This is a genomic window from Polymorphospora sp. NPDC050346, from assembly GCF_040655695.1.
GTDB lineage: Bacteria > Actinomycetota > Actinomycetes > Mycobacteriales > Micromonosporaceae > Polymorphospora > Polymorphospora lycopeni.
In genome coordinates this window covers 1-16,663 of sequence record NZ_JBFAKM010000041.1, presented here as the reverse complement: position 1 = coordinate 16,663, position 16,663 = coordinate 1, and the positions used below count along the sequence as shown (strand labels likewise).

The 16,663-nt window shown below is 70.3% G+C and carries 14 protein-coding genes and 4 tRNA genes; 10 read left to right on the top strand and 8 right to left on the bottom strand.

Features of this window, described 5'->3' with window-relative positions; translation table 11 throughout:
* Positions 1 to 43 precede the first annotated feature (43 nt).
* Both AB0I42_RS30865 and AB0I42_RS30860 read left to right on the top strand, forming a co-directional pair.
* On the top strand, positions 44 to 1,111 hold the full coding sequence (locus tag AB0I42_RS30865) for a hypothetical protein (protein WP_357542835.1): 1,068 nt from the start codon (positions 44 to 46) through the stop codon (positions 1,109 to 1,111).
* Positions 1,112 to 1,204: 93 nt separating this feature from the next.
* Positions 1,205 to 2,482 (top strand): hypothetical protein, encoded by a 1,278-nt coding sequence (locus tag AB0I42_RS30860; RefSeq protein ID WP_357542833.1) that lies wholly within the window; start codon positions 1,205 to 1,207, stop codon positions 2,480 to 2,482.
* A 24-nt stretch (positions 2,483 to 2,506) separates the two neighbouring features.
* On the opposite strand, the gene AB0I42_RS30855 is transcribed toward AB0I42_RS30860, so the two are convergent.
* Positions 2,507 to 5,209 (bottom strand): tetratricopeptide repeat protein, encoded by a 2,703-nt coding sequence (locus AB0I42_RS30855; protein ID WP_357542831.1) that lies wholly within the window; start codon positions 5,207 to 5,209, stop codon positions 2,507 to 2,509.
* Positions 5,210 to 5,449: 240 nt separating this feature from the next.
* On the opposite strand from AB0I42_RS30855, the gene AB0I42_RS30850 reads away from it, so the two are divergent.
* Positions 5,450 to 5,803 carry a hypothetical protein gene (locus tag AB0I42_RS30850; protein WP_357542829.1) on the top strand — a complete coding sequence of 118 codons (354 nt, stop codon included), beginning with the start codon at positions 5,450 to 5,452 and terminating at the stop codon, positions 5,801 to 5,803.
* Between the two features lie 107 nt (positions 5,804 to 5,910).
* Here AB0I42_RS30850 and AB0I42_RS30845 read toward each other — a convergent pair whose 3' ends face one another.
* Complete coding sequence (locus tag AB0I42_RS30845; protein ID WP_357542827.1) at positions 5,911 to 6,558, bottom strand: M15 family metallopeptidase; 648 nt, start codon at positions 6,556 to 6,558, stop codon at positions 5,911 to 5,913.
* A 104-nt stretch (positions 6,559 to 6,662) separates the two neighbouring features.
* Between AB0I42_RS30845 and AB0I42_RS30840 the strand changes: the two genes are divergently transcribed.
* Together AB0I42_RS30840 and AB0I42_RS30835 are read left to right on the top strand one after the other, a co-directional pair.
* A complete protein-coding gene (locus AB0I42_RS30840) occupies positions 6,663 to 7,358 on the top strand; it encodes a response regulator transcription factor (protein ID WP_357542825.1) in 696 nt (231 codons plus the stop codon).
* 9 nt (positions 7,359 to 7,367) lie between these two features.
* Positions 7,368 to 8,447, top strand: coding sequence for a HAMP domain-containing sensor histidine kinase (locus AB0I42_RS30835; protein WP_357542823.1), 1,080 nt, complete (start codon positions 7,368 to 7,370; stop codon positions 8,445 to 8,447).
* A 50-nt stretch (positions 8,448 to 8,497) separates the two neighbouring features.
* Here the strand turns inward: AB0I42_RS30835 and AB0I42_RS30830 are convergent, their stop codons facing one another.
* Together AB0I42_RS30830 and AB0I42_RS30825 are read right to left on the bottom strand one after the other, a co-directional pair.
* Positions 8,498 to 8,884, bottom strand: a complete 387-nt coding sequence (locus AB0I42_RS30830) for a VOC family protein (RefSeq protein WP_357542931.1) — start codon at positions 8,882 to 8,884, stop codon at positions 8,498 to 8,500.
* Complete coding sequence (locus tag AB0I42_RS30825) at positions 8,884 to 9,180, bottom strand: metalloregulator ArsR/SmtB family transcription factor (RefSeq protein WP_357542821.1); 297 nt, start codon at positions 9,178 to 9,180, stop codon at positions 8,884 to 8,886. Before AB0I42_RS30825 ends, AB0I42_RS30830 begins: the two co-directional genes overlap by 1 nt.
* Positions 9,181 to 9,357: 177 nt before the next feature.
* Between AB0I42_RS30825 and AB0I42_RS30820 the strand changes: the two genes are divergently transcribed.
* From AB0I42_RS30820 to AB0I42_RS30805, 4 genes are all read left to right on the top strand, one after another.
* Positions 9,358 to 9,771, top strand: coding sequence for a DUF1622 domain-containing protein (locus AB0I42_RS30820; protein ID WP_357542819.1), 414 nt, complete (start codon positions 9,358 to 9,360; stop codon positions 9,769 to 9,771).
* A 92-nt stretch (positions 9,772 to 9,863) separates the two neighbouring features.
* A complete protein-coding gene (locus AB0I42_RS30815) occupies positions 9,864 to 10,670 on the top strand; it encodes an ABC transporter ATP-binding protein (protein ID WP_357542817.1) in 807 nt (268 codons plus the stop codon).
* A 5-nt stretch (positions 10,671 to 10,675) separates the two neighbouring features.
* Positions 10,676 to 12,553, top strand: coding sequence for a hypothetical protein (locus AB0I42_RS30810; protein WP_357542815.1), 1,878 nt, complete (start codon positions 10,676 to 10,678; stop codon positions 12,551 to 12,553).
* Positions 12,554 to 12,804: 251 nt separating this feature from the next.
* Complete coding sequence (locus AB0I42_RS30805; protein ID WP_357542813.1) at positions 12,805 to 15,759, top strand: family 16 glycoside hydrolase; 2,955 nt, start codon at positions 12,805 to 12,807, stop codon at positions 15,757 to 15,759.
* A gap of 94 nt (positions 15,760 to 15,853) precedes the next feature.
* On the opposite strand, the gene AB0I42_RS30800 is transcribed toward AB0I42_RS30805, so the two are convergent.
* From AB0I42_RS30800 to AB0I42_RS30785, 4 genes are all read right to left on the bottom strand, one after another.
* Positions 15,854 to 15,924 (bottom strand) — tRNA-Cys (locus tag AB0I42_RS30800).
* A gap of 25 nt (positions 15,925 to 15,949) precedes the next feature.
* A tRNA-Glu gene (locus AB0I42_RS30795) sits at positions 15,950 to 16,024 on the bottom strand.
* Positions 16,025 to 16,033: 9 nt separating this feature from the next.
* A tRNA-Val gene (locus AB0I42_RS30790) sits at positions 16,034 to 16,107 on the bottom strand.
* Positions 16,108 to 16,109: 2 nt separating this feature from the next.
* Positions 16,110 to 16,185: transfer RNA gene (locus AB0I42_RS30785), tRNA-Met, on the bottom strand.
* 212 nt (positions 16,186 to 16,397) lie between these two features.
* Between AB0I42_RS30785 and AB0I42_RS30780 the strand changes: the two genes are divergently transcribed.
* Positions 16,398 to 16,663 (top strand): transposase (locus AB0I42_RS30780; protein WP_357542929.1); only part of this gene is annotated, 266 nt, incomplete at its 3' end.

Genomic DNA, 16,663 nt, shown 5'->3' with positions numbered 1-16,663 from the left:
CTGCCGCACGCTGAAGGCCCGCTTCTACAGGAAGGAGCTGTCGATGTTGAAGAGTTTCCCGCGACCGCGACGGCTGGCCGGGGCCGGGCTGGTGGCGAGCGGATTGGCGCTGCTGCTCACGGTCTCGGGAGCGACCGCGGCAGGCTCCGACGTCGGGTTGCACGCCACCTCCGAGGTGTTCATCCAGGACACCCTCAGCGACAACGGCGCCGAACCCTCCACCGTCTCCCCGTTCTGGCATAGCCCGGCGATCAAGGTCTGCGCCTGGACGCCCACGGTGCCACCCGTGGAGTGCCCGACCAGCCAGGACCAACTGCTGATCGGCGGCAGCTACCACGTGTGGATCACACTGTCCAACACCGGAACCACCGACGCCGTCGGCACCCTCGAATTGCGGCGCACCAAGCCGGGTGGCGGCACCAACTGGAACACCGACTGGGTCAACGTCGCCACCAAGCTGGACGTGGCGGTACCGGCCGATGGCGTCACCCGCATCCCGATCCAGTTCGACAACGTGCCGGGTCCCGGCCACTTCTGCCTCGCGGCGCTCTGGGACGCCGACGGAGACGAACTGAAGCCGTACCCGGCCGACCATGACAGGGTCGTCACGAACGACAACAACATCGCCCAGCGCAACGTGAACTCGATCGCGATCGGCAAATCCCAGTCGGCGGACCGGTCGTTCTCCATGGCCAACAACCAGTTCGTACGCACCCACACCAGCCTGATCTTCAGGCCGGTCGGCACACCGTTCCATCTCGTCGGCGGGCAGATCGTCGTCGACCTCGGCCCGGTCCTGTTCCAGCGCTGGCACCAGGCGGGCCGCCGGGGCAGCGGGATCCAGCAGGTCGGCACCACCACCCAACTCCGGCTGGTGTCGACGACGACCGCGAGGATCGAGGAACTGCCACTCGATCCCGTCGAACGGGTGACGGTCAACCTCCGGTTCACGGCCGGCAGCAGCACACCGGCGGGTGTCTACGGCGTCGAGATCGCCCAGGGCAAGACGTCCGTCGCGATCCCGTGCAGCCCCACCGGCGCCCCCTGCCCGCCGCCTCCGGACCGGCTGCCGATCGGCGGCGTCCGCTACACCATCACCGTCGTGGACTGACGGCTCCCTGGCGGGGCGCCGCATCTGGTAACGCGGTGCCCCGCCCGAGGACCGACAGCCGATCAAGCCGGAACGTGAAAGGCAGGAGACCGAATGAGACTCAAGCCCGCACCGGTCATGGCCGCCGCCGTGGCCCTCCTGTTGGCGGCGACACCCGCGGTGGCCCACGCCAAGCCGCAGCCGTCGGTCACGACGCAGATGACCACCCAGGCCGCCCCGGCCGGCTTCGCGTCCTGGGCCGAGGTGTACGAACTACAGACCCGGCTCAACGCGGCCGCCGAGCGGATCCTGCGCGCCGGAGACGCCGGCAATCCGAGCATCGTCGCCGACCCGCTCCGCCGCGAACTGCTGGTGCACTGGAAGGGCACCGTCCCACCCGCCGTCCTGGCGGAGGCGGCCACCGCCGGGGTGCCGGTACGGTTCCGGCCCGCCCGGCACACCCTTCGGGAACTGACCGCCGAGGCCCGACGGATCGTCGGCGACGAGCGGGTCGCGGAGGCCGCGCCCGATGCCGACGGCGGCGGCCTGACCGTGACCGTCACCGGGACCACGCTGGAAGCGGGCCAGCGGGATCTTCTGAGCACCGCCAGGGTTGCGGTGACCGTCCGGACCGGCGCCCGTCCCCAGGCGACCGGCCGGCAAGCCGACAGCCCCCTTTTCTGGGGCGGATCGGCGTACACGATCGGCAGCAACCAGTGCAGCACCGGCTTCACCGTCAAGCGAGCCGGGCAGCCCCTGCCGTCCCGCCTGATGCTCAGCGCGGGGCACTGCACCCGACCCAGCGGCGGCACCGTCGTCGTCCCCGGCCTGCCGAACCCGGCGGGCAGCGTCGAGGCCGGAAGTACGCACGGCTGCCGGGACACGACGCTGCTCCACCTGCCCGGGGGCGCGGCCGGCGTCGTCTACACCGGCGCGTGGAACTCGACCGCCGGCGCGATCGTCGGCCTGGACACCGGCGTCACCGCCGGATTCGACCTCGTCAACAACCTCGTCACCACCAGTGGAGCCGGCACCGGCATGCACTCGAATCTGTTGGTGGAGGCGGTCAACGTCTTCGCCCGGGTCAACGGCGCCCGCTGCGCGGACGCCGTAGGCCCCCTGATCCGGGCCCGGGCCACCGCCGGCTGCGCGGTGGGCCCCGGCGACAGCGGCGGTCCCGTGTTCGCCGGACCGTCCTTCCAGGGGCGCGGCATCATCGTGAGCAGCGGCGCGCCGGACAGTGACGGGGACCGGGCGCAGTGCCCGTCGGCCGCCCCTTCGGGCTACCCGATCCTGGGAACCAGAACCGTCCTGTACGCACCACTCCTGCGCCCGACCGGCGACCCGATGATCGGCGCACTCCAGCACTACGACGTGACCCTGGTGCCGTGAGCCCGGCCGGCTGCGGGGTGGTTGTCACCGGCCGCCCCGCAGCTCGGCGAGTTGGGCGCGAATGCGCGGACCGGTGGTCTGCGCGTCGTCGGTGTGGTCGGTGCCCAGCTTGGCGAGCAGGTCCAGTGCCACCTGCCAGTGCTTTCCAGCCAGTTCGCGATCACCGATGGCGAGGTAGGCGTGGGCCAGGCCGTCGTGCGCCCTCGCCTGATCCGGCAACTGGCCGAGGCCGGTCGCGTGCCGCAACGCCTGCCGGTGCTGGACGAGAGCCACCGCGGGCTGTCCCATCGCCTGCCGCAACCGGCCCAGGCCCTGCAGCGCCTCGAACTGCCAGTTGGCGCTGCCGAGTTCGCGGCCCTTACGCAGTGCCTGTTCATAGCACTCGTCGGCCGGCGCGAACCGGCACTGTGCCAGGTGGGCGTGCCCGAGGCCGACCAGGGCCTGCAGTTCGCCGGTACGGTCGCCGATCTCCTGCGCGATCCGCAGCGCCCGGGTCTGGTGCCCGGCGGCCGGCTCGTGTTGGCCCAGCAGCCAGCGGACGTGGCCGAGCCCGTGCAGCGCGTAGAGTTCACCGGCGCGGTTGCCCGAGTCCTGCGCGATCCGCAACGCCTCCCCGTAGTGGCGCAGGGCCTGTTCGAGCTCGCCCAGTTTCAGCCGGATGACGCCGAGCCCGGTCAACGCCTGTAGTTCGCCGGACCGGTCGCCGAGATCGCCGGCGATCCGTAGCGCCCGGCGGTAGTGGTTCTCGGCCTGCTCGTACTGACCCAGAAGCATGCCGACGTGGCCCAGCCCGTTGAGGGCGGCCAACTCGCCGCCCCGGTCCCCGATCTCGGCGGCGATCGCCAGTGATCGTCCATAGTGGATGGCCGACCGCTCGTTGTTCCCACGCATCCAGTTGACGTGGCCGAGCCCGTGCTGCGCGTAGAGTTCGCCGGACCGGTCGCCCCGCCGCTGCGCGATCCGCAACGCCAGCCCGTAGTGTTCCTCGGCGAGTTCGTGCCGGCCCTGCGCCCGGTGGACGTAGCCGAGATCGATCAGGGCATCCGTCTCCGCTTCCTGGTTTCCCGCGAGTCGGGCCAGGTCCAGGCTGTGCTGGTGCAGGCTTTCCGCTTCCTGGTATTGGCCGTGGGTGCGCAGATGCCGGTGGAGCAGGACCGACATCTCCCACGCCGGTTCCGGCCGGTCCGGCCCGCTGTGCGCGGCGGCCGTGAGCAGGTTCGCCAGCTCGTTCTTGAGCCATCGCCCGGCATGGCCGGCGTCCGGCAGGTCCGGCAACGGGCTGTCGGCCGGCGTCGTCCTGCGGCGGCGCCGTTCGTGGGGATCGGTCACCGACACCGCCAGGGCGGCCGCGTCGCGGTAGTAGGCCAGCAGCCGCCCGGTCGCCGCCGCGCGTGTCTCGGGCGGGTCGGCGGCGGTAGTGAGATGGACCGCGTGCGACCGGACCAGGTCGTGCATCCGGTAGCGGCGGTAGGCGGGCTCCTCCAGCAGATGGTCACGCTGCAACTCGTCCAGGTGCAGCCCGGCCTCGTGCACCGGCAGGCCGGCGAGCGCCGCGACCGCGTACCCGTCGAACTCGACCCCTGGATGCAGGCCGAGTAGCCGGAACAGGCGTTGCCGGCCGGCGGGAAGGTGTTGGTAGGAAAGGTCGAACACGGCGGCGACCGTGCGGTGTTCGGCGGTCAGGGTGAGCAGCCCGCCGGCCGGCTGCCGCATCTCCCGGCGCAGCTCGGCGATGGTCCACGATCGGTGCCGCCGGTAGAGGCTGGCCATGATGGAGATGGCCAGCGGGAGGTGTCCGCAGGCGTGGACCAGTTCGGCGACCTCCCGGCCGGCGTCCCGCGCGGCCAGCCGGGCGAACATCGTGGCGGCCTCGTCCGGGGACAGCACGTCCAGCCCGATCGGCACCGGCGCCGGAAGGTCGGCCAGGATCCGGCGTGACGTCACCAGAACCAGGCAGCCCGGCGTCCCGGGAAGCAGCGGCAGGACCTGGTTGGTGCTGGCGGCGTCGTCGAGGACCAGCAGGAGGCGACGGCCGTTCATCCGGTCGCGCCACAGGGCGGCCCGCCCGTCCAGGGTCGGCGGCAGGAACCGGGCGTCCACCCCGTCGGCGGCCAGCAGGTCCGCGAGCAGATCGGCGGGGTCGGCGGGATGCCGGCCGGAGGTGTAGGCGTGCAGGCTCAGGAAGAGCTGCCGGTCGCCGAACCGGTCCTTGAGCCGGTGCGCGACGTGCACCGCCAGGGTGGTCTTGCCGACGCCGGCCATGCCGTCGATGGCATGGATGCTGACCACTTCCCCGGCCCGTGTGGCGTCGGCGACCGTGCTGACGATCTGCTCGATCTCCTTGTCCCGCCCCACGAACACGGCCTGGTCGGCGGGCAGGGTGCAGCGGGCCGGGGCCGGTCCGGGGGCGGGTTCGGCCACCGGGGCCGGGCGCAGCGCGGCGAGACGGCGCCGGGCGGTCACCCAGCGGTGCACCTCTTCGTCGTCGCCGCCGCAGGTACGCACGAGCGCGACGACGAGATCTTCCCGCGGAAGGGTGTCCCGCGCCAGGGCGGCCGTCACCGTGCTGCGTGGCAGCATCCGACCGGCCGCGGCGGCGCGGCTCTCCAGCCGTCGGAAGCCGACCCCGGACCAGCTCTTCAACCGCCGCAGGGCCTCCACGAACTCGGCCGCCGTGCTCGCGGCAGCCGGGTCAGGTCGGCCGTCACCGCCGGGCGATACCGCCATGCCGCCCCCCACCGCAATACACCTCGTTGGTCGCGGCACCAGTGTAGCCATCATTGACGCCCTTGGATGCCAAAGAAGACATCAACGGCACCGCCGGACGACAGCGTCCCAACTCCGGGGGCGCGGACCCTGGTCGCACGGATTGAGTATCGCGCTACTCACGACGGGTCACCGCGGCGTGGCTAGCTTCGGTTCTGGTGTCCGATCCCGGGCACCTGTCAATTCTCTTGGAGGTCAACAATGCACCGGAAGCGAATTGCCACCCTGGCGGCCGCTCCCCTCGCGCTGCTCATCGGATCGGCGGTCTTGTCCGCGTCGACCGCCAATGCCTCTCATTCGACGGTGCCGGCCGTGGCGAGCTCCACCTGCAATGCGCCCGACGCTGAAAAGATCCTCACCGTCGAGGAGGGGATCGCGCTCCTGAAGAAATGCTCGGCCCGGGCCGACGCGGCGGCCCCGGGATGGCACTGGATGGGCAATTACGGCTCGGTCTACGATGTGGTCGCCGTTGCGAACGGTGGCGGAATCGGCCCCGGCGAACTCATCGCCCAGCCGCAGTCCTCGGGTCTGGTCCCGAGCTTCATGTACTACTGACGCCACTTCCGTAGTTCGTGCTCGTCACGGTACGGCCGCCGCATCCACGGCGGCCGTACCGGCCACGGGTGAGGTGAGTTCACGACGATCGCCGTCCGGGATCGGCTTCAGAGCGGGCCACCAAAAGGCGGCGGACTCGAATGCATCCTGGGGTCGTGGGTGGGGTCGGGATACATGGGTGGACAGCCGTGGTCGACCGCTTCCGGGCGCAGTTCGAAGTGCCAGGACTCGTTGCCGTAGATCTGGCACAGCCCGTATTCGGCGCCGTGCCGGGAAAGCCAGTACGTGGCGTCGAACGGCCCGATGTCGATCGCGTCGCCCGAGACATGGGCGGAGGTCTCGGCCGTGGCCACCCAGCGGGCCGCCTCTTCCGCCGAGCCGTACACGGAGACAGCTTCCCGGAGCAACTGTTCCTGGTATTCCGGCGACCGCCATCCGCTGTTGACCCGGAAGACGACATCGCTCCCGGCGGCGTCCGTCGCCGCCCGGCGAAGGGCATCGCGCAGATCCGGATCCAGGTTTGCTACCGCCGGAATCCGGTCATCGAACACCGACACCACCACACCGTCGGGGATCACCCCGTCAGCCTCGTCGGGCGCATCCCCCCAGATCCCGAGCAGTGCGTCGGCGGGTGACGAGGCTGACGACGATGACGAGGTCAGCGACCGGTAGCCGATGGACGCGGCGATCCCGGCGACGACGACCACCAGGATGACAAGAACCGTCTTCGGGCTCCGGCGGGGTGCTGTTCGCATTGGTGCGCTGGGGTTCATGCCTCCAGTCGAGGCGGAACAGTGTTGCCAGCCCGTATGCGGTTTCCGATATGCCGACGATATGCGCCGGCCCGTAGCATCGCGGCATGCGCGTGTTGATCGTGGAGGACGAACCCTACCTGGCGGAGGCCGTCCGCGACGGGCTGCGCCTGGAGGCGATCGCGGCGGATATCGCCGGCGACGGCGACACCGCTCTGGCGCTGCTGAGCATCAACACCTATGACATCGCCGTGCTCGACCGGGACATCCCCGGCCCGTCCGGCGACGAGATCGCGGCACGCATCGTCGCCTCCGGCAGCGGCCTGCCGATCCTTATGCTCACCGCCGCCGACCGGCTCGACGACAAGGTTTCCGGATTCGAACTCGGCGCCGACGACTACCTCACGAAACCCTTCGCACTCCGCGAACTCGTCCTCAGGATCAGAGCGCTCGACCGCAGGAGCCCTCAGCACCGGCCGCCCGTACGGGAGATCGCGGGCCTGCGGCTGGACCCCTTCCGCCGCGAGGTCTACCGCGACGGCCGCTACGTCGCACTCACCCGCAAGCAGTTCGCCGTACTCGAAGTCCTGGTCAGGGCTGAAGGCGGCGTCGTCAGCGCCGAAGAGCTGCTGGAACGCGCGTGGGACGAGAACGCCGACCCGTTCACCAACGCGGTCCGCATCACCGTCTCGGCACTGCGCAAGCGCCTCGGGGAGCCGTGGCTGATCGCCACCGTGCCCGGCGTCGGATACCGCATCGACGCGGGACCGGGCACCGACGGCGAAGCAGCCGGCCGTGGGTAGGTCACCCGGATGAGCGTTCGCCTCAAACTCGCACTGAGCTACGCCGGGTTCCTCGTCCTCGCCGGTGTCCTGCTGCTCGCCGCCGTGTGGGTGTTCCTGCTGCGCTACGTGCCGGACAGCGCGATCAACACCACCGCGGGCTTCGTACCCAACCGCTCGGACCTTTTACGCGCCTTCACCCCGGCGGCTGCCGCCGTGCTGTCGTTCCTGCTCGTGTTCGGCCTCCTGGGCGGGTGGATCCTCGCCGGCCGCATGCTCGCACCTCTTGATCGCATCACCGATGCCACCCGGTCGGCCGCGAACGGATCCCTCTCCCACCGGATCCGGCTGGCGGGCCGCGACGACGAGTTCCGGGAGCTCGCCGACGCCTTCGACACCATGCTCGCGCGCCTCGAAGCGCACGTCGCCGAACAGCGAAGGTTCGCGGCCAACGCCTCCCACGAACTGCGTACGCCGCTCGCCATCACCCAGACCCTGCTCGACGTGGCACGCCACGATCCGACCCGAGACGCCGGTGAACTGGTCGAGCGCCTCCACACGGTCAACGGGCGGGCGATCGAACTCACCGAGGCGCTGCTGCTGCTCAGCCGCGCCGACCAGAGATCCTTCACCCGGGAGCCCGTCGACCTTTCCCTGGTCGTGGAGGAGGCGGTCGAGACGCTGCTGTCGCTGGCCGAGAAACGTGGGGTCCTCCTCCACATCTCCGGCGACATCGCCCGCACCGTCGGCTCGGCGGCGCTTCTGCTGCAGATGGCCACGAACCTCGTACACAACGCGATCTCGCACAACCTCCCCGACAATGGCGCGGTCTGGGTCAGCACCGCCGTCCATGCCGAATCGGTCATGCTCGCTGTCGAGAACACCGGCGAAAGGCTCTCACCACGGCTGGTCTCGACACTCACCGAGCCGTTCCAACGCGGCACCGAACGCATCCGGGGAAACGACCACGCGGGGGTCGGCCTCGGCCTGGCGATCGTGAAAAGCATCGTCGACGCACACGACGGAACCCTGGCCATCGACTCGCGCCCGGCGGGTGGGCTCCGCATCGCGGTGAAATTGCCCACCGCACCGCCACACATTGACCGATAGGCATCGGATCGCCTTCTCCACCCTTGGCCACCCGCCCGCCGATGCCGCCGCTACTTCATGGCGGCGATCTGGATCAGGTTGCCGCAGGTGTCGTCGAATACGGCGGTGACCACCGGCCCCAGGTCGGTCGCCTCCTGGGTGAACTCGACGCCGAGGCCCTTGAGTCGCTCGACCTCGGCGTAGACGTCGTCGACAGCGAACTGGGTGTACGGAATGCCGTCGTCGACCAGTGCCTTCTTGAACGGACCCGCGGCCGGGTGGCCGTCCGGCTCCAGCAGCAACTCGACACCGTCGGGGTTGGCCGGCGACACCACGGTGAGCCAGCGGGCCCCGCCGGCGGGCACGTCGGTCTTCTTGATGAACCCGAGCTTCTCGGTGTAAAAGGCGAGCGCCTTGGCCTGGTCGTCGACGAGCACGCTGGTGATGTTGATACGAATCACGGGTTCGGTTCCTCTCGGTCAATGGGCCACCGCGCGACGATCGAGCGCAGCGGGCTCGTGTCGATGTGGTGGAACTTGAATCGGCCCTGCCGCCGGGTGTGCACCAGGCCGGCCTGTTCGAGCACCGCGAGGTGCTGCGAGATCGCCTGACGCGAGGAGGCCAGGCCATGCTTCATGGTCAGCCGGCCGCAGATCTCGAAGAGCGTCTGGCCGTCCCTGTCGGCCAGCTCGTCCAGGATGATCCGTCGCGTCGCGTCGCCGAGGGCCTTGAACAGGTCGGGGTTCGCCTCCACACACACAGTTATAGGCAAGCGCTCACTTGCCTGTCAAGCTGGTCGCGACCGAATCCGGCAGCCCCTTCAGCCGAAGATGACGAAACCCACCTGACCCGTACGTCGGATGGGCGATGGTGGGGTATCGCCCGGCGCGGCCACGTGCCGGAGCGGTACGGCTCGTGTCCGGGGGTGGCGGTGTCGGCCAGGGAGGTCATCCAGTGGATCGGCGGTCTGCTTGACCTCGCCGGTGTCCTCGTCATCGCGGTCGGCGTGCTCGTCACCTCGGTGGCCTTCCTGCGCGGTTACCGGCGGGACCGCCAGCGGGGCGACGCCTACCGGTCGTACCGGCAGGGGGTCGGGCGGGCGATCCTGCTGGGACTGGAACTGCTCGTCGCCGGCGACATCATCCGGACGGTGGCGGTGTCCCCGACATTCCACAGCGTCGGTGTCCTCGCCCTGATCGTCGTGGTCCGGACGCTTCTCAGCTTCACCCTCGAGGTGGAGCTCGAGGGGCGCTGGCCGTGGCAGTCCCGGGCGGCCCGGAGCGGGCCTTCCCCGGAAGCGGCCGCACCGGGCGATCAATCGCCGGCGAAACCCGAGCCCCGGTAGCGAGTCGGCCCTCGGACACTCGCCGGGGCGCACTGGTAGTCGCGGCCTACGCTGGGGTCCCAGCGGTTCCCCCGAGGCAGCCGAGGCCAGCGATGCCGAGACCGATCCGGAAGGCCACCGGCCCACCCAGGCCGGCAGAGGACGGGGTCCCGGCGCTTCTCCTCGCCGGCCTGACCAAGACCTTCGGCGACGCCACCGCGGTCGACCACGTCGACCTCAGCGTCCCGGCGGGATCGTTCTTCGGCCTGGTCGGGCCGAACGGCGCCGGCAAGACGACGGCGTTGTCGATGGCGGTCGGGCTGTTACGCCCCGACGCCGGCGGCTCGGCGGTGTTCGGCGTCGACATGTGGTCCGGGCCGGTACGGGCCAAAGCCCTGATCGGGGTGCTGCCCGACAACCTCGCGCTGCCCGAGCGGCTGACCGGGCGGGAACTCCTCACGTTTCTCGGCCAGCTCCGCGGCCTCGATCCGGCCGCGGTCACTGCGCGGGTCAACGAGCTGATCGACGTGATGGACCTGACGCACGCCGAACGGACACTGGTCGTCGACTACTCGACCGGCATGCGAAAGAAGACCGGTCTGGCGACCGCGCTGCTGCACGCACCCCGGCTCCTGGTGCTCGACGAGCCGTTCGAGGCGGTCGACCCGGTGTCGGCGGTGGCGTTGAAGCGGATCCTGGCGCGGTTCGTCGCCGGCGGCGGTTCGGTGGTGCTGTCCAGCCATGTCATGGCGCTCGTCGAGCAGCTCTGCGACACGGTGGCCATCATGGTCGAGGGCAAGGTGGTGACGGCCGGTCCGCTGGACGAGGTCCGGGGCCGGGGTTCCCTCGAGGAGACCTTCGTCCGGGTGGCCGGCGGTGACGCCCGGGCCTCGGAAGGGCTGTCGTGGTTGGCGTCCTGATCCGGATGAAGCTGGCCATCATCCGGAACTCGATGACCGGTGGCCGGGCCGCGTTGATGGTCGTCGGCGGCGCACTCGGCCTCCTGGTCGCCGCCGCCACCATCTGGCTCAGCCTGCTCGACCCGGCCGGCCCCGGCGTGGTCCCCGACCTGCTCGCGACGGCATACCTGGTCTGGTTGCTCGGGTGGGTGGTCGGCCCGCTGTGGGGCGTCTCGTCGGTTCTGCGCGTCGACCACTTCGCGCTGCTGCCGTTGCCCCGCCGACGGCTGGCGGTCGGCCTGCTCGGTGCCGCGTTCGTCGGCGTCACCACCGCGGTGACGGCGCTGGCCTTCGTCAGCCTTGTCGTGTACGGCATCCGGCAGGGCGTGCTGCCGGCGCTCGTCGCGGTGCCCGCGGCCGCGCTGCAACTGGTGCTGGTGGTCCTGCTGTCCCGCACGTCCCACAGCGTGATCGGCCTGATCGCCCGGGGGCGCGTCGGCTCGGCGTTCACCGGGCTCCTGCTCGCCGCGTTCCTGATACTCACCCAGTCCGGCTGGGTCGTCGTCGTCGCGATCGCGTACTCGGAGGTGCTCACCACCGGTTTCCCGTCGGCGTACTCGACCGTGGTGCGGGCGGTTCCATCCGGCTGGGGCGTGGTCGCCGTCGACTCCGCCCACAGTGGGCAGTGGTGGCGCGTGGCCGGTGTGCTGGTGGCCATGGTCGCGCTGATCGGGCTGCTGCTGCTCGGGTGGAGCCGTACCCTGGGCTCGTTCCGCCACGGCCGGGCGACGATCCGCGGGAGCGCCCACGTGCCGGCCGCCACCGGGCCCGTGCTCGCCGGCCGCACCGCCGCCGTCGTACGCAAGGAACTGCGCACCTGGTGGCGGGACCCGGGGCGGACCCACCTGCTGGCGATCGTCCTGGGGTGGGCGTTGGGAACCGCGCTGCTGCCGATGGCCCTGGGTTGGACGGCGGCGCTTCCGTGGGCCGGGCCGGGCATGGCGTTGATGGCGGCCACGGTCGTCTGCAACCTCTACGGCTCGGACGGCACCGCGTTGTGGCTGACCCTGCAGACCAGCACCGAACGGGAGGACCTGCGCGGCCGGCAGTGGGCATACCTGCTGGTGTTCGGTCCCCTCACGGTCGCCGTCACGGTCGGGCTCACGATCTGGAGCGGATACACGTGGGCGTGGCCGTGGTTGCTCGCCCTGGTGCCGGCCCTGCTCGGCGGCGGCGTGGGCCTTGCCGGGTACGCCTCGGTCTTCGCGCTGGCGCCCGGCCCGGACGCGCACCGGCGACCGGAGAACCCGCTCGAGCAGGCCGGGACCACCTGGCAGTCCCAGGTGCTGTTCTGGGCCGCCCTGCTGCCACCGGTCCCGGCGGTCGCCCTGGTCGTTGCCGGCACCGTGTTCGACAATGCCGCGCTGCGGTGGGCCGGTGGCCCGGTCGGGCTGGTCACCGGCGTCTTCCTCGGCTGGTGGTTGGGGCGGGTCGCGATCGAGCGGCTGCGGGCCGCCGGCCCGGAGATGCTGTTCCTGATGCGTACCGGGCACCCCTCGAAGACCACGGCCGTCGCGGCGCCGGTCGACGTACCCAAGGTCAAGCTGTCCGGGCGGGAGAGTCTCGTCGCGGTGCTCTCCTGGGTTCTCGGCCCGCTCTGCCTGCTCCCGCAGGGCGTGGTGCCGGCGGTGATCCTGCTCGCCGGCGCCGATCTGAAGCTGTGGTTCCTCGCGTTGTACTTCCCGGACCCGCTGCGCTGGCCGGTCGCCGTCCTCATGGTGCTGCTCGGGATCTTCCTCGTCCACCAGGCGATCCGGCTCACCCTCAAGAGCGGCCGGCCGGCACCCGTCCGCCCCGGCGACCGGTCGTCCGGGCGCGTCGATCAGGAGTTCGAGTCGGTCTGATCCGTCCCGCGTCCCGCCAGCGGCGCCAACCCCAGACCTTTCGTCTCGCGATAGCAAAAGTTTGACTGCCACGCCGCAAAGGTCTTGCAGGTTCGACGAATGTGGCCGATCATTTCCCCCAGCCGCCAATCGAGGAACATCTTCGTCCCCCGAGCAGGCGCCCTCGGCGATGGTCCCGACGGCGGCTCCCAAGGGCACCGTCGAAGGGGGAGGGAATGTCTCCACGCCCATCACGAACGAACCGGCCGGCCATGCTGCTCGGCGTCGCGCTGCTCGCCTCGATGGCCGTCGTCGCCACGTCGCCGGCCGCCGCCCAGGCCGCGGACCTGCCACCCCAGCAGCCGGGGGTGACGCTGCGTACGTACGACGTGCGGGTGCCACTCACCGAGATCTGCACCCTCAAGCCGAGCCAGACCCCGAACATCGACAAGCTGATGCCGGACATCGACTGGTCCACAGCCGACGAATTCGGGCTGGAGAACAACTTCGTCACGCACGCGCTCGGCCACATCCACATCCCCACCGCCGGGTCGTACACGTTCCGGCTGACCAGCGACGACGGTTCCCGCCTCTACATCGACGAGGCGGTGGTGGTCGACCACGACGGGCTGCACGGCGCGACGTCGAAGGACGGCAGCGTCACGCTGACCGAGGGGCACCACGCGCTGCGGGTCGAATACTTCGAGGCCGGCGGCGGCCAGCAGCTCACCCTGTCGTGGCAGCCGCCGGGCGCGACCGGGTTCGCCGTCGTACCCACCTCGGTGCTGAGCACGGACGCCGAGGCGGTGCGGGTGGTCTCGCCCGGACGCAAGGAGTGCGAGGGTGTCGCCGACACTCCGGGCGACGGGCTTCCGCTCGATTCCGTGCATCCCGACTACACCCTCACCGACCTGCGGCCGGACGGCTTCCAGCCGCAGGTCTCGGGCATGGACTGGACCCCCGACGGCCGGCTGGTCATCGCCACCTGGGGCGGCAGCAACCAGGTCCTCGGCGAGGTGTACATCGTGGAGAACGTGACCGGGGCGACCGGCCCCGACCAGGTCACGTACAAGCGGGTCGCCAGCGGGCTGCGGGAGCCGATGGGCGTGGCGGTGGTCGACGGCACCATCTACGTCTCGCAGAAGCACGAGCTGACCGAACTGCGGGACACCGACGGCGACGAGGTCGCCGACGAGCACCGTACGGTGGCCACCTGGCCGTACGGCGGCAACTTCCACGAGTTCGCCTTCGGGCTGCTCTACAAGGGCGGCAACTTCTACCTCAACCTCTCGGTCGCGATCGACTACGGTGGCGCCACCACCGACCCGCAGCCGGTCGGCAACCGCGGCACCAGCGTCGTGGTGAACCGGCGCACCGGCAAGATCAGCTACGTCGCCGGTGGCCTGCGCACCCCGAACGGCATCGGATGGGGACCGGAGCAGGAACTCTTCGTCACCGACAACCAGGGCGGCTACCTGCCCGCCTCCAAGCTGGTCCGGATCGAGCAGGACCGCTTCTTCAACCACTACACCAATCCGGACGGGCCGTACGACGCCAACCCGGTGACCCGGCCGGTGCTGTGGCTGCCGCAGAACGAGATCGGCAACTCGCCGAGCACGCCGGTGCTACTCAAGAAGGGTCCGTACCGTGGGCAGTTCCTGATCGGCGACGTCACCTACGGCGGGTTGCAGCGCGCGTACCTGGAGAAGGTCCACGGCGAGTACCAGGGCGCGGTGTTCCGGCACACCCAGGGGCTGGAGGCCGGCATCAACCGGGTCTCGCTCGGCCCCGACGGCGCGATCTACGTGGGCGGGCTCGGCGCCGACGGCAACTGGGGCCAGGCCGGCAAGCTCCGGTACGGGCTGCAGAAGCTGACGCCGAACGACAACCGGACCTTCGACATGAAGTCGATGAGCGCCACCCCGAACGGCTTCAGGATCGAATACACCCGACCGCTGTCGACCGCCACAATCCAGGACATCGCACAGCGCTACCGGCTCCAGCAGTGGCGCTACGCCCCGGCCCCCACGTACGGCGGGCCGAAGGTCGACGAGGAGACCCTGACGGTCACCGGGGTGAAGGTCTCCAACGACCGCAAGACGGTGACACTGACCGTCGACGGTCTCCAGGCCAACCGCGTGGTGCACCTGCGCTCGCCGCGCTCGTTCACCGCGTCCAACGGTGAGGAACTGTGGAGCACCGAGGCCTGGTACACCCTCAACGCCATCCCGGGCGCGCAGCCGGACCAGATCTTCTACGAGGCCGAGGAGGGCAACCGGGAGGGCGGCGCCGGGTTCGACACCGAGCACGCCGGCCACTCGGGGGTCGGGTTCGTGGACAACCTCGGTGGGCTGAACGCCTCCACCACCGTCCACGTCGACGTGAAGCGGGCCGGCGAGTACGAGGTCGGGCTGCGCTACAGCAACGGTCCCAACCCGTTCCAGGGCGACAAGACGATCAGCATCTACGTCAACGGCCGCAAGGTCAAGCAGACCGTGCTGCCCACGACGGTCACCTGGAAGGAGTGGGCGACCAAGACCGAACAGCTGACGCTGCGCCGCGGCGTCAACGCGATCCAGTACCGGGTGGACGCGACCGACACCGGACACGTCAACCTGGATCTGATCACCGTACGCAAACCCGGTGAGCGGATCACACTGTTCGACGGCGGCAGCCTTTCGGAGTGGCAGCACACCGACGGGCGCAGCGCGACCTGGCGGCGGGTGGACGGCGACGCGATGGAGGTCTTCGGCGGCGACCTGCGCACCAGGCAGGCGTTCGGTGACTTCCGGCTGCACGTCGAGTTCAAGGTGCCGCTCCTGCCACCGGACGTCACCGGCCAGAACCGCGGCAACAGTGGCGTCTACCTCCAGGAGCGGTACGAGATCCAGGTCCTCGACTCCTACGGGGACCCGACCCTGGACAACAACGAGGCCGGCGCGATCTACCTGCAGAAGGCGCCGGACGTCAACGCCGCGACACCACCGGAGACCTGGCAGACGTACGACATCGAGTACCGCGCCGCGCGCTACGACAGCGCGGGCAACAAGACCGAGAACGCCCGGGTGACCGTGGTCTGGAACGGCGTACTCGTCCACGACGACGTCGCCATCACCGGCCCGACCGGCGGCAACATCCCGGAAGGACCGGCGACCGGGTCGATCCGCCTCCAGGATCACCAGAACACCGTGCAATACCGCAACATCTGGATCGAGCCGCTGACCTGACGCCTCGGCGGCCGTGCCGGACCAGTCCCTGGCCGGCACGGCCGCCGGGTGTCCCAACAGGGACGGCCGCTCCACCTCGGATGGCACAGCGTCGAGGCCGCAGCCGGACTCGAACCGGCGTCTACCGCTTTGCAGGCGGTCCCCTGACCACTCGGGCACACGACCGTGGCGTTCCCCGGACCGGATCGCGTAGCGCGGACGGGATTCGAACCCGCAACGTGTCCCGGGTGAAAGCCGGGCGACTCTCCCATTCGTCCACCGCGCCAAGGGTGCGTGTCCCGGGCTGGAGTCGAACCAGCGACCTCCGCCGTGTCGGGGCGGCGCTCTGACCTGCTGAGCTATCGGGACGGGAGCAGGGGCGGGATTCGAACCCGCGGTCTCCGGCTTATGAGGCCGGCGAGGACGACCGAACTCCTCTACCCTGCGGCGTGCGCCGCCGGGAGTCGAATCCTGGCGGCGCCGCGTTGTCGCGTACCCGGAGCGCGATTCGAACGCGCACTGGCGCCGTCCTAATAGTGCTTTGTTAGGTCGTTGTGGCGTGTCGCTTGTATGTGGATCGTGGCGGTGTTTGGCTGCCGTGTGTGGATGAACGCGAGCTGGCCCGGGTGCGGGCACGGTTGGAGGACTTCGCGGCAGGGGTGTTCGCGGGGTTGCCGCGTGCGGATCAGCGTGCGACCGGTCTGCGGTATCTGCGGGGGTTGATGCTGGACGGTCGACGTAAGTCGATGCAGCCGATGGCGCAGCGGCTCGGGGTCGATCACCAGCAGTTGCAGCAGTTCCTGACCTCGTCCACATGGGATGTCACCGGGGTGCGGCGTCGGCTGGCCACGGCCGCGGTCGACACGGTGACTCCGCGGGTGTGGGTGGTGGACGACACCGGTTTCCCCAAGGACGGCAAAGCCTC